This is a genomic window from Granulicatella sp. zg-ZJ, assembly GCF_010892355.1.
GTDB lineage: Bacteria > Bacillota > Bacilli > Lactobacillales > Aerococcaceae > WM01.
Genome location: NZ_WNJY01000036.1, coordinates 1 through 12603, shown reverse-complemented (window position 1 = coordinate 12603; position 12603 = coordinate 1). Strand labels below are relative to the sequence as shown.

At 32.0% G+C, this 12603-nt stretch carries 14 protein-coding genes; 2 read left to right on the top strand and 12 right to left on the bottom strand.

What is annotated here, in order from left to right:
* Window positions 1-576 (top strand): transposase (locus GMA11_RS08520; protein WP_205422925.1); only part of this gene is annotated, 576 nt, incomplete at its 5' end.
* 521 nt (window positions 577-1097) lie between these two features.
* Here GMA11_RS08520 and GMA11_RS08515 read toward each other — a convergent pair.
* The 6 genes from GMA11_RS08515 to GMA11_RS08490 form a co-directional block, all read right to left on the bottom strand.
* Entirely contained in the window at window positions 1098-1250 is a 153-nt protein-coding gene (locus tag GMA11_RS08515; protein WP_163546729.1) for a hypothetical protein, read from the bottom strand.
* 152 nt (window positions 1251-1402) lie between these two features.
* Window positions 1403-2122 (bottom strand): DUF554 domain-containing protein, encoded by a 720-nt coding sequence (locus tag GMA11_RS08510; protein WP_163546728.1) that lies wholly within the window; start codon window positions 2120-2122, stop codon window positions 1403-1405.
* A 66-nt stretch (window positions 2123-2188) separates the two neighbouring features.
* Window positions 2189-3517 carry a hemolysin family protein gene (locus GMA11_RS08505; protein WP_163546727.1) on the bottom strand — a complete coding sequence of 443 codons (1329 nt, stop codon included), beginning with the start codon at window positions 3515-3517 and terminating at the stop codon, window positions 2189-2191.
* 122 nt (window positions 3518-3639) lie between these two features.
* Window positions 3640-4287, bottom strand: a complete 648-nt coding sequence (gene pcp, locus GMA11_RS08500; RefSeq protein WP_163546726.1) for a pyroglutamyl-peptidase I — start codon at window positions 4285-4287, stop codon at window positions 3640-3642.
* A gap of 12 nt (window positions 4288-4299) precedes the next feature.
* On the bottom strand, window positions 4300-5211 hold the full coding sequence (locus GMA11_RS08495; RefSeq protein WP_163546725.1) for a DUF979 domain-containing protein: 912 nt from the start codon (window positions 5209-5211) through the stop codon (window positions 4300-4302).
* A gap of 2 nt (window positions 5212-5213) precedes the next feature.
* Window positions 5214-5879, bottom strand: coding sequence for a 5-oxoproline transporter, DUF969 family subunit (locus GMA11_RS08490; RefSeq protein ID WP_163546724.1), 666 nt, complete (start codon window positions 5877-5879; stop codon window positions 5214-5216).
* 175 nt (window positions 5880-6054) lie between these two features.
* On the opposite strand from GMA11_RS08490, the gene GMA11_RS08485 reads away from it, so the two are divergent.
* Entirely contained in the window at window positions 6055-6642 is a 588-nt protein-coding gene (locus GMA11_RS08485; RefSeq protein WP_163546723.1) for a 1-acyl-sn-glycerol-3-phosphate acyltransferase, read from the top strand.
* 175 nt (window positions 6643-6817) lie between these two features.
* Here GMA11_RS08485 and GMA11_RS08480 read toward each other — a convergent pair whose 3' ends face one another.
* The 6 genes from GMA11_RS08480 to GMA11_RS08455 form a co-directional block, all read right to left on the bottom strand.
* On the bottom strand, window positions 6818-7051 hold the full coding sequence (locus GMA11_RS08480; protein WP_163546722.1) for a YneF family protein: 234 nt from the start codon (window positions 7049-7051) through the stop codon (window positions 6818-6820).
* A 61-nt stretch (window positions 7052-7112) separates the two neighbouring features.
* Complete coding sequence (locus tag GMA11_RS08475; RefSeq protein ID WP_163546721.1) at window positions 7113-7682, bottom strand: hypothetical protein; 570 nt, start codon at window positions 7680-7682, stop codon at window positions 7113-7115.
* Window positions 7663-7911: a DUF896 family protein gene (locus GMA11_RS08470; RefSeq protein WP_163546720.1), complete on the bottom strand. Its 249-nt coding sequence runs from the start codon at window positions 7909-7911 to the stop codon at window positions 7663-7665. Before GMA11_RS08470 ends, GMA11_RS08475 begins: the two co-directional genes overlap by 20 nt.
* A 243-nt stretch (window positions 7912-8154) precedes the next feature.
* On the bottom strand, window positions 8155-9078 hold the full coding sequence (locus tag GMA11_RS08465) for a site-specific integrase (protein ID WP_163546719.1): 924 nt from the start codon (window positions 9076-9078) through the stop codon (window positions 8155-8157).
* Window positions 9079-9232: 154 nt separating this feature from the next.
* Window positions 9233-12361 (bottom strand): HsdR family type I site-specific deoxyribonuclease, encoded by a 3129-nt coding sequence (locus GMA11_RS08460; protein ID WP_163546718.1) that lies wholly within the window; start codon window positions 12359-12361, stop codon window positions 9233-9235.
* Between the two features lie 46 nt (window positions 12362-12407).
* Window positions 12408-12603: restriction endonuclease subunit S (locus tag GMA11_RS08455; RefSeq protein ID WP_205422924.1), on the bottom strand; the 196-nt coding region annotated here is incomplete at its 5' end.

Sequence of the window (12603 nt, the reverse complement as noted above, 5' to 3'; positions counted from 1 at the left end):
TATTATAAAAAAGACATTTTAAAATTTTTAGAAGAGAAAAAGATATTTTCTGTGATTGGGTATAGACGTTTTCATCGCAATCCTGACCATAAGTTTTTTCGCTATGATTCATCTAGAGATTGTTTTACGGATACACGTACGGGAGAAATTTACACCTACAGAAACATTGATAGACAAGGATATAAGCAGTATCGTATAAGCGATAACAGTAATAAACGGATACTACGTCGAGCGATAGATGCTGATGTATACGATAGATGTCGTGAACGTCGATTATCTACGTTTGGGAAAGCACTATATAAACGACGGAAAGAAACGATTGAGCGTAGCTTTGCAGACTCTAAACAAAATCATGGGTATCGGTTTGCACAATATAGAGGAGTAGCCAAGATGCAGCAGTACACTTGGTTATCTTGTGCTGCCCAAAACATGAAAAAAATGGCAATTCTGCTCACGAGAGATAGCCATTTTTTACAATATAGTTCTTTATTTATCATTTTTAAATGCAAAATCCAACGTATTTTTCCAGTTTTGAAAAATACGTTGGATTTTTTAGATATATTGTCAACAGTCTGAACCGGAACGAATGTATGTTATCATTCGTTCCGGTTTTTAGTTCTATGATAAATCGTGTTAAATTCTCTTTGCTTTTTTCATCTTATTTTAAACCTAAATTAGTCATATAAGTATAAGTGAAAGAAAAAATGTACACCTAAAAAAGACTTAATGAAAGACGAAAAAAAACAAAAAAACTTTGATAACTGAAGTAATCAATTTAATAATCGCAGTTATAAATTGATTATAAAATTTCTAAAATGGTTAAAGTCTTAGCACTTTTTCAAATTAGGACGATAAGCGAACGTTCATCTACTCTATTTATAAGTCATGTATCATCATAAAAAGGAGGTTACAACAGGACGATTAAGAAATAAAACAATAAGCTGCAATGTTACACAAGAAGAACATGAACAAATAAAAAATACTTATTAAACAATTTTACACATTAACTGACTTACTCATAAAAATAGCAAAGAAATAAATTAAAAAGCGAACTATTCAGACACCAAAAAAGTTTAAGAGTCTACAAGTATAAACTTTCAAAAATTAAAAACAACAATAGTATATATTACTTTTTCATTTTTTGGTAAGTACATCAAAAAAGCACCTGATAATTTTTTTGTTTTATCTCGACTGTCAACTTTTTCAGTTAAAATATCCTTAGTTGTATTTTCCGCAAAAGTACTATTCATTTGACTAAATCCAAAAAATACCGTTACTAAAACTAAATAACTCTTAAAAAATTTATATTTTATATGGAACACTCTTTAATATTCAGTAATTTGACTTATGATAACTCACCCCCCTTTGTTTCAATAGTCTTCTTACATTCTTAAAAATACCATTATCCAATGACATGCACTAAAATAATCGCAAAAATAAGTGACGGTAAAAGATTGGCTACTTTTATTTTCATATTAAAAAATAAATTAGCACCAACACAAAAAATCAGTAAAGACCCTACTAATGAAATGCTATCTATCATAGTAGGTGTTAAAAACTGTTGCACTAAACTTGAACACAACGTAATTATACCTTGCCACAATACAAGAGGTATGATAGAAAAAATAGCGCCTATTCCATATACCGATGCAAAGACAATTAAAATAACACCGTCTAAAACAGATTTTGTAAATAGCATCGTTGGATCGTGCAGTAATCCGTCTTGAATAGACCCTACAATAGCCATTGCACCAATACAAATAGTAAAACTGGCTGTAACAAATCCTTCAACAAATAAATTATCTTGCGTATTCCCGACTTTTTGTTTAATTTTCTCACCAAATAAGACAATGTGTCGTTCAATATCTATCCATTCACCAAGTATAGCACCTAGGGCTAAGGAAATTGTGATTAGCATACCTCCTTTTGTCAAAAGTGCTTTATCTGTTAATACAAGCATGTGTGACATAGCACCTGCAATACTAATAAATAAAACAGATAGTCCCATTGCTTGTGTTAATATTTTTTGTATGCTTTCGGGTAGACGATTTCCTAGAAGAAGTCCTATTCCACCCCCTAACAAAACTGAAATCGCATTGATGATTGTTCCAATTCCTACCATATATATCTCCCATCACTTCTAAAATCAAAACCTTGACACATTGGCTAGCCAATGTGTCAAGGTTTTTTAGTCAACCTCAATTTCAATTTTATCTTTTAAAATAACATTGATACTTCGGATACGTCCGTTTTCAATATGTACGGGTTTTAAAATACATGATTCTAAGTCAACTCGTACATCTTTTTCATCATCTTCTGGTAAATAGCCAAGTTGTTCTAAAACAAATCCTGCCATTGTATCCATTTCTTCAGATTCAATATTTAAATGGAAAACATCATTAAATTTATCAATCGGCATAATTCCGTCTATATTATAGACACGATGTGATAATTTTTTATATAAATCTGCTTCTTCATCAGATTCATCTTCAATTTCCCCGACAATTTCTTCAATTAAGTCTTCCATTGTCACAATCCCTTCAACACCACCATACTCATCTTTTAAGATAGCCATGTGTTGACGTTCTTTTCTAAAAGCTAATAATAAATCATCTATAAAAATAGTAGACGGTACAAATAATGGATCATCATTCATTAAATCACGAAGATTAAGGCTATCAAATCCCGTTACTTTAGCTGTTTTTAAAATATCTTTTACATGCAAGATACCAATGACCATATCTTTGTCACCCTCATAAACAGGAATACGAGAATAAGAATTATCTAAAATAGATGTCCATATATCATTCATATCATCTTCAATATCAATCATAAATGTATCTGTTCTAGGTACCATTACTTCACGTGCTAATTTCGTATCAAGAGATAGTACCCCTTGCATCATAGAAAACTCTTCTAAGTCAATCGCACCATCATTACGACTATTGTCTAATAATGCTTTCATTTCGCTACGTGTTAATTTTTCCTCTTCGTTTTTAAATTCAATCGGTGTAATTTTTTTCAAAACACCTGTTGAAAATGACAATAAGCGAACAAATGGTTTGAAAAATTTTTGTGTCAACATCACAAAACCTGCTGTTGACAATGCTATTTTTTCAGGCATTTGTAGCGCAACTTGTTTTGGATACAATTCTCCCAACACAAGTGTTAAATATGATAAAATGACAGTCACGATTAAAACAGATAATGTCACACCAAACTCACCAGCAAAACTCACCAAATATGGTTCAATCAATTTCGTAAAGCTAAGTGAGGCAGAACCACTCGATAGAAATCCTGCAAATGTAATCACAACTTGAATTGTCGCTAAAAAGTCATCCGAATTATCTAATAATCGCATCACTTTTTCTGCCTTTTTATTGCCCTCTATTTCAAGTTGCTTCATTTTCATGACATTTAACGATACATACGCTAACTCTGTCGCTGAAAATAGTGCGTTTATCGCTGTTAAAATAATAATAAGTAGTATCTGGGCGGGTAACGAACCATCGCTCATGTGTACTTTCCTTCTTTCGTTTTATAGATTATATGTTAATATTTTATCAAATTTAAAGTATAAATCAAGTATTACCTTATAGCAAAAGGTTCCTAGCACAAAAACTAGAAACCTTTTACACATTAATGAGTTTGCCCACCAACTAATTTATCGTCATTTTTTCCATGGTAGTCTACAATCGTTTTTAATGATGATGTTAATCCTTTTACAATATCGTCTAAAGACATAGACGGCTCTGTTGGTTTATCCACCACTTGCGTTGGAATAAACGGCACATGAATAAATCCACCTTGACTTTCTGGATAATGTTTAGACAAATAGTACAATACTTGGTACATAATATGATTACACACAAATGTACCTGCTGAATTTGATACACTTGACGGAACGCCTTCTTTTTTCATATTATTGACCATTGCTTTTATCGGTAAAGTTGAAAAATATGCTGGTTCACCGTCTGGTTGAATACACACATCAATCGGTTGTTTGCCTTTATTATCTGGTATGCGTGCATCATCAACATTAATAGCAACTCTTTCAGGCGTGACCCCAACACGTCCACCTGCTTGACCAATACACAATACCACATCTGGAGAAAATGTATCGATCTCTTTAAAAACAACATCTGCTGAATCATGAAACACTGTTGGAATTTGTATTTTTTTAATAGTTGCACCATTTAATGTTTCTGGTAACTGTTTCACAGCTTCCCACGCTGGATTGATTGTTTCACCGCCGAATGGATCAAATCCTGTCACTAAAATTTTCATCGTGTTTTCCTCCTAAAATCCTAATGTGTACATCAACACAATATGCACAACAATCATTGCTAATGCGATTGGTGCTTGTGCTTTAATAATACCATATTGATTTTTCATATCTAATAATGAAGCAGGCATACTATTAAAGTTTGCTGCCATTGGTGTTAACAATGTTCCGCAATATCCTGCTGTCATTGCCATTGTTCCAATAAGCACTGGATTCCCACCTAAAGCAAAAACAAACGGAACACCAATACCTGCCGTAATCACTGTAAAGGCAGCAAATGCATTCCCCATAATAATGGTAAAAATGACCATACCTAATACATAAGCAATCACACCAATTAAACGGTTATTTGCAGGAACAACTGAAGCCACACCATTTGAAATAATCATTCCCACATTAGCAGTAGCAAAAATACTACCTAAAGCTGCTAATAATTGTGGTAGAAAAATATTCACACCCATTTGTTGTGTTAATTGTGATGTTCCTTCGTGTACTTCTGATAAACTTGGTTTAAATAAAAGTAAGGATACTAAAAACGCAACAATTGATCCGATCACTACGCCGACTTGTCCGCCTAAATTTGTTGTAAAAGCAACAAAAAATGCAACAAAGGCTAATAAAACAGAAGGTAAAAAGACAAGAATACCATATTTGTCTGAACGTTGTTTTTTTACACTATCCTCAACAGCTTTAAACTTCCCAACAGACACTTGTTTGGTTGCTGTTAAAACACCTAAGATAATCAATAATCCACCCGTCACAATGTAAGGAACACTATTCCCAAAAACAAAAGTAAATCCTAAAATTGCCCAAAATAAGCTAGTACCTATTTGTTTTTCTTCGTTATGTCTAAATGTTTGAATGGCATTTAGAAAGAATAGGAAACCAATCAGTATATACGCTAACTCTAAAAAAATATTTTTCATGATTATTTTCCTCCTTTCTTCAGTGCTTTTTGCCATAACCATGTTGTACAAAGCATTACAGCAGATGAAGCAAAAGCAATAATCAATGCTGTTTGTGCAATATCATTTGTTGGTGCTTTATACCCTAATTCTTCTAATGTTTTAGAAATCAATAATACACCAGCAGATCCTAACATGACATTTTGTGCATAGAAATTACCAATATTTTCCACAGCAGCAGATTTAGCTTTCATTTGTTCAGAAATTTCTTCTGTTAATTCACCGTCTTTTGCAGCAGCCGCTTCTGCCATTGGATAAACAATCGGACGTACCACTTGTGCATGCCCACCAAATGGAATAGATGTTGCAGCTGTAATTTGACGAATAATAAAATAAACAAATAAGAAAATAGGTGCTGTTAATTTTTTCATTTTCTTAATGATTTGGCTTGCTTGTTCTTTTAAACCATATTTTTCAACAAGTGCAATAACAGGTACAGGTAAAATCAAAATTGTTACCAATCGACTTTTCACAAAATTTTCTCCTAAAGCTGTAATTGCTCCGTCTAAACTAATACCAGCAACAAGTGCGGTCACAATAGCCGATACAATAATTGTTGCTGTCGTATCTAATTTAAAAATAAAACCTAATAAAATAATCACTATACCAACTAAAGGTAAGTAGTTCATAAAATCCCTCCTATCTATAAACAAACGTTTTAAAAAGTAAACATTTGTTATAAAAAGAGTATAGAGTAATAGAACTACCTTGTCAAATAATTCTATATATTCACTTTTTTCTTTGACTTGATTTTACTGATATTTTTTGTCATACTATCAATACATTCATAAAAAGGAGCGTCTTATGTTATACTCAATGATTCGTGGTATTGCACGATTTTTACTAATTATCTTAAATGGAACTACTCTCATTAAAAACAAACAAAATTTACCAGACCCTAACGAAAATGTAGGTTATATTTTAATTTCACCTCATCGTAGTTGGTTAGATCCTATCTACTTAGCCTTAGCAGCAAGTCCTAAACAATTTTGTTTTATGGCAAAAAAAGAACTCTTTAAAAATCCTGCATTACGCTGGTTGATTACAAGTATGAATGCTTTTCCAGTAGATAGAGAAAACCCTGGACCTAGTGCTATTAAAATTCCTGTAACTCATTTAAAAGAAGGGAAACTAGGGCTTGTTATTTTCCCAAGTGGCTCTCGTCATACATCCGAAGCAAAAGAAGGTGCTGCTATGATTGCTCGTCTAGCGAAAGTGCCAATTATCCCATGTGTCTACCAAGGACCATTTTCATTTAAAGACCTATTAAAACGAAAAAAAACAAAAGTAAATTTTGGAACACCTATATACATCACCACAAAAGAAGAACAAAGTAATTTCTCTCAATCAATCAATGCTATTTTTGATGTATTAGATGCAGAGTTACGGTAGTTAAATTTTAAGGAGGGAGTGACAAACGGTATTGTCACTCCCTTTTTTATACACCTTTTTACCTATCAAAAAAATTAAACAAAAAACTCTTGATGTAACTTATCACATCAAGAGTTATATTATAAATTGTGTTGGTGGGTGAAACCAACCAACACAATTTGACAAAGTATTTTTATTATTTTTTATTTTTCTTTTTACTTTGCATTTTCATAGATTGTACAATTTGTTGCACTTTCTTTTCAGATGGTTTTTGTCCCATTTGTGCCATCATTGTACGTACCATAGTTTCGTCCATTGGCGGATTTTCTTCAAAATATTTAATCATTGTTCTTCTTGCTAAGAAGAAGCCACCCACAACACCTAATGCCATTGCTGCAAATGCAATTAAAACAACCCATATTGTATCCATACTCTCTCCTCTTTTCTATAACGTTCTTTTCTATTTTACAAAAAATAACATCTTTTTTCAATTAGAATTTTTTCTTTGGATGTCTGTCAACCACTTCTGGATAACACTTCAATGTTTCCTGTCCTTTTTGCGTTAATGTATAGCCTCTTAATGCAAATAATTTTGTCAGTTCTTCTTCACTAAAATGTGTGCGTATTGCCTCATCAATATCTGCTCGTTTTAAAGATGACAAACCTTTGACTTGTTTTTCCTTTAAAAATGATTTCAACACACCGCTTGTTAAATGGCGTGTTGATACAATGGCACTTTCTTCTTCAACAAGACCTTGTTCCATTAACAAGTGAATATCTTTTTGGGCATCAATCCCATACGTATGCTCAAAATATTTTGAAATAACCGTATCTGTCGTATATGTTCCAAAATTCACTCGCCACAACAAAATAATATGCCCCGGTAATAATCCATTATCTAAACGCTCCATATTTCGCTTAGGAACAATTTTCCCCGACGATACAGACACTTCATTTAACCAAGCTTGTAAATCACGCTCAGGTGAAATATAAGGCATTTGAAGATGTTTCGCATATATCTCTCTTACTTGTTGCAATAAATCACTCTTTGTCACGTCCATGCAAACCTTTTTCCTTTTGAATTTGTTTTAATTTTTCTGGTGTAACATCATTACCCTCTGGATCAATCATTTTCAACCCTTCAATATGATTTCTCATTCCTCCACGAAATGCTTCTAAATATTCTTCTCTAAGTGCTTTTTGTTCAGCCTTTTCTTCCTCTGTCAAAGCGACTTCTCTTGATTTTTTTGCTAATTCATTTATTCGATTTAATTTTTCTTTTGATAACATAATTGCCTCCTAGTAATAGTCTATCATAAACCATCTATATTTGGAAAGTTTGGTAATTTCTATACTCTCTATATCCTTTCACTGAACATCATTTTACCACTATTCCAACTTTCTAAAAATAGTCTTTCAAATTATAGCATACGAATATCTCTTTTTGAATTTATTTAGATTATTCTACTATAATCAAATATGTATCAAACTCCATAATACTCTCATCTTCTTCATCAACATAAAGCAGTCTTTCTAAGTTAAACTTGCCAAATATCTCATGACAATATCATTATCTTGATTTTCAAGCTCTGATATAACATGCATATAGACTTTTTGTGTAGTTGTTATAGAAGAATGCCCCAATCGTCTTGAAACACTGGCAATAGATACACCCGCATACATTAAAAGAGAGGCGTGTGTATGCCTTAATCCATGTATTGAAATAACCGGTACACCTACACGCTTACAATGCTTTTCTAACCATTTATTTGGTGTGGAATTGCAAACGGGACCATTCACAAAAATTGGTTTATCTTTTGGTAAATCTTTTATCAACTGCTGAAATTGCATACTTAATTGCCAATCAATTTGCACTTTTCTAACCGACGATTTATTTTTAGTTGGTAAAAATCCACCTTTACCTTTATAATCCCAAGTTTTTGTCACAGAGATGTTTTGTTGTAAAAAATTAAAATCCGACGGTGTTAAGCCTAACACTTCTGAAAATCTTAACCCTGTTTTAGCAATAAGCAAAATGAGCCAATCCCAATTTATTTTATACTCTAAATTCAAATCTGATAACACACTATGTAAATCAAATTGATTCAAATATTTCATTTTTTTCGCTCTTGGAACCTTTCCTTTAAAAATAACTTTTCGAGTGGGATCTCTATAAACGAAACCTTCATCTACCGCATCTAATATAGCACCTTTTATCTGATGATGAAAATCAATAACCGTTTGCCTTTCATGCATCTGAGCATAATCATTTAGTATTTGCTGATAAGCCGTTCTATCTAGTTCACATAATTTAAGATTTGGAACAATATTTTTTAAATGCTGATAATTATTATAATATTTTTCAAGTGTAACAGAACGAACAGCTCCCTCTTTAAAAAGTTTTATCCATTGTTGAAAATATTCATGTAATAACGTTTCTTTTGTCATTTTGTTCATAATAATCCTTTCTATCTATGCCTTATGCTGAATGAAGAATGATGAGAACGTATAAAGTAAAAAAATTTTGCATAGCTATTATTTAGAAAAAATTTATGATAAAACACTTAAAAAAATAGATACAGCAAAAAGACCAAGAATATTCTTGATCTTTTCAGTATTTATAAGTTTGTTTTATTTCAGGCATCCATTGTTTTAAAGCTGTATGTACGTTCAAGGATAATGTTATTTTATTACCTGCAAATTCATTGGTTGCTTTTGTTTCGTCCAACGATTTAATCAAATTTGATAAATATGGAATTTCATCCTTTTTCTTTACGTTATAGTCCATTAATGATTTTTCAAGTAATTCACTATCAAGTCCCCATTCAGAAGCAAATTTTTTAACATCTTCAAAGCATCGTTCTTCTTGCCATTTTCTAAAAGCCGTATCAAAATCTACACCTACTTCTAGATGCCCCGGTTTTAATTCATTCTGAACAAATAATTTTAAAGATTCTGCCAAATCGTATTCCCCTTTATTGCTTAATTCTTCAATTTTCTCAAGAATTAAAACAAGATTCCCATCATTTACAACTTTATAACCATCTTCACTCTCTGTTTTTTTATCAATAAATGATAAAATATTTTGAGCATCAATAATTTGTGTCCCTTGTAATTTTGTTTGTCCCAACAGTTCCTGTATTTCTTCCACTTCTATATGAGAAGTACGTAGAAATAAATTTTTATACGCACCTACATAGTTTTGAAAAATATTCTCCTTAATACCAAATGTTTCATTATCCCAACAAAACTCATAGTATTGCTTCACACGATTTAGTTGCTTATTCGCTAATTCAAATACTTTTTTAAAATAGTTTTTCTTCTCTTCATCGTATTGTATAGTTGGCCATTCTGTTGGATTTGGTAATGATAAAATCAAATCATCCATACACTTTCTTAATAAAATAACAGCATCGTCATATTTTTCAACAAGAACATAACTGTTCTTACCACCACTTCCATATAAACGAATAGCTTCATTTACAATTTCTTCTGTTATTCTAGGATATTGAAAATTAATAATACTTCCAAATTCCTTAGAGGCACCAAAAACACGATTTGTACGAGAATAGGCTTGTATAAGTCCTTGCAATTCAAGTCGTCGATCTACATACAATGTATTCACTCGTTTTGCATCATAACCTGTTAGTAATTGATCCGCAACGATGACAATATCAATATTTTTTGGATTTCTACCACTTCCACCACGTTTTGCACGGTATGTTAAATCTTCAAAATAAGCATCTTCACCATTCCGCTTATCTCCCGCTAAAAACTGAATACCTGTAAAATTCGCATAATCCTCAAACATTTCATCTATCACATCAATCGCCATATTTTCAACATCATTCTCATTCCCAAAACTAAATGTCATCGCAATATTTGGTCTATGCTCATTCGCATCAAATCTTTCACTAATTTGCTTTTTAAATTCATGATAATAAGCAATCACACGATCTTTGTAAGCAACAGTTAATATAGCATTAAACTCTCCATTTCTAGATTGTTCTTTCCACCCAGAAAGAATTTCTGAGACGACTCTAGGAATATGTGTTTTATCTTGGTATTTTAAAATACCTTCTTTTACAGCATTCTTTTCAACTTCTAATTCTGACCATGATTGGACTTTACGCTGTATTTCCTTTTTACTACACTCAGTATTCATGACTACTAATTTCTCAACTAGCTCATCTCGTAAACTCTCATAACTAATAAATTCACCTGTATTGATATAATCTACATGAAATCCTAAAACATTACCGTCTTTAATAGCCTCATCAATCGTATACTGATGTAATAATGGACCAAATAATTTTTCAGTCGTATTGATGACTTCACTTCTTTGATTAATTTTTCCTTTAACGTTATTTTCATCAAATAAAGGCGTTCCTGTAAATCCAAAAAATAATGCATTTTTAAAGAAATAATCTTTAATCATTCCCATCATTTCTCCCATGGTTGTTCGATGTGCCTCATCAATAATAAAAATTATTTTTTTGTCTGCTAAAGTATTATCTTGTGCTGTAATTAACTCTTTTACTAAGAAACTTAATTTAAACGTCGTCGTTACAATTATACCATTTTTAGAACTCATCATTTGTTTTCTTAATTGATAAGTACTTCTCGTATCATCGACATCAACAGATTCATACGTTGAATAAGCTTTAAACGCTTTTGACGTTTGCTCATCTAAATCACGTCTATCCAGTAAAAAAACAACTTTATCAAATTCGGTTCGTGTGGATAAAAATTGAGCTGTTTTAAAACTCGTAATTGTCTTACCTGATCCAGTAGTATGCCATACAAAACCACCATGTGGTTTTCCTTCAGCATTATCCCATCCAAAAGTAGCTTTCTCAACAGCTTGTAAAGCATATACTTGATAAGGTCGCATCAACATGTGCCGTCTATTTTCCTCATTATCTGGATCTTCATCAATAATCAAATAATCTCCAACCATTTGATGTGCCATTGGCACCATTAGAAAATGCTCAATAACTTCTTTATAGTCTGTTAAGATGCGTTGCCCTAAATGTCGACCATCTTTTTTATCTTTTTTTGTAACCGACCAATGAAAAACAAATGATTGGTTAAAATCATTTATCGTTTTTGGCGTTGCAAAATAACGCGTTTCAATCTCCGTCGTTACGACCATCATTTGTGAAAAGGCCATAAAATTATTCGTATATTCACCATCTCGATAATATCTTTTAAACTGTCCAAATGCTTCATCTAAGGTTTTATCACTTCTTTTTTGTTCTATATTGATTAACGGTAAACCATTGATTAAAAGAACAATATCAAAACGATTATTATTACTAGTTGATACCTCTCTAGCTATTTGATAACTAGAATCACCTCCGCTTACTTGTGCTTTCTTTAATATCGTCAATGTAATTTGCTTTTTAGTAACATCTGGATGCTTATCACGATAAATGCCGTCAATCTTTCCTATTGAACCTTCCATAGAAAGAATTTTTGCAGCTTCATAACTATTAGAGATTTGATTGACTTTGGACATAATTTGTTCAAACTCTGCATCTGTTAGGGCAACACCTTCTAACACATCTACATTTATTCGATTAAGTTCCTCACGCCAATTGTTTATTAAATCATCAACAGTAACCTTATGCAAATTTCCATTCAATTTGTCCGGTGCTTGCCATCTATATTTTTTTAGTTCTTCTACAAATTTATTTTGAAACTCTCGTTCAGAACCATTTTTATCTGTCAATTTCATCTATCTCCTTTTCAGTACTAAATAACACGATATACACACGTTGGTATCAAACAAATAGCTCGTTTAAATAAGCTTTTTTTAAATTTTTTAACTTTTCTAATTTACGCTGATGAAGGGCGATGAGGTGGTCGAGATCTCGGAAATATGAGCCTATCTTTTCTTCTTCATCAAGTGACTTTGGAAAAAATATTTTGTATTTCGCAAGTTGCGGAACTGTAAGTTGAGGTACTCCTGTTGACTCA

Coding starts and splice junctions, on each gene's coding strand:
- GMA11_RS08460 (WP_163546718.1), bottom strand. CDS start 12,361: ATGAAATTGACAGATAAAAATGGTTCTGAACGAGAGTTTCAAAATAAA.
- GMA11_RS08470 (WP_163546720.1), bottom strand. CDS start 7,911: ATGTTATCAAAAGAAAAATTAAATCGAATAAATGAATTAGCAAAAAAA.
- GMA11_RS08490 (WP_163546724.1), bottom strand. CDS start 5,879: ATGAACTACTTACCTTTAGTTGGTATAGTGATTATTTTATTAGGTTTT.
- GMA11_RS08465 (WP_163546719.1), bottom strand. CDS start 9,078: ATGAACAAAATGACAAAAGAAACGTTATTACATGAATATTTTCAACAA.
- GMA11_RS08485 (WP_163546723.1), top strand. CDS start 6,055: ATGTTATACTCAATGATTCGTGGTATTGCACGATTTTTACTAATTATC.
- GMA11_RS08495 (WP_163546725.1), bottom strand. CDS start 5,211: ATGAAAAATATTTTTTTAGAGTTAGCGTATATACTGATTGGTTTCCTA.
- GMA11_RS08475 (WP_163546721.1), bottom strand. CDS start 7,682: ATGGACGTGACAAAGAGTGATTTATTGCAACAAGTAAGAGAGATATAT.
- GMA11_RS08480 (WP_163546722.1), bottom strand. CDS start 7,051: ATGGATACAATATGGGTTGTTTTAATTGCATTTGCAGCAATGGCATTA.
- GMA11_RS08510 (WP_163546728.1), bottom strand. CDS start 2,122: ATGGTAGGAATTGGAACAATCATCAATGCGATTTCAGTTTTGTTAGGG.
- GMA11_RS08515 (WP_163546729.1), bottom strand. CDS start 1,250: ATGAATAGTACTTTTGCGGAAAATACAACTAAGGATATTTTAACTGAA.
- GMA11_RS08505 (WP_163546727.1), bottom strand. CDS start 3,517: ATGAGCGATGGTTCGTTACCCGCCCAGATACTACTTATTATTATTTTA.
- pcp (WP_163546726.1), bottom strand. CDS start 4,287: ATGAAAATTTTAGTGACAGGATTTGATCCATTCGGCGGTGAAACAATC.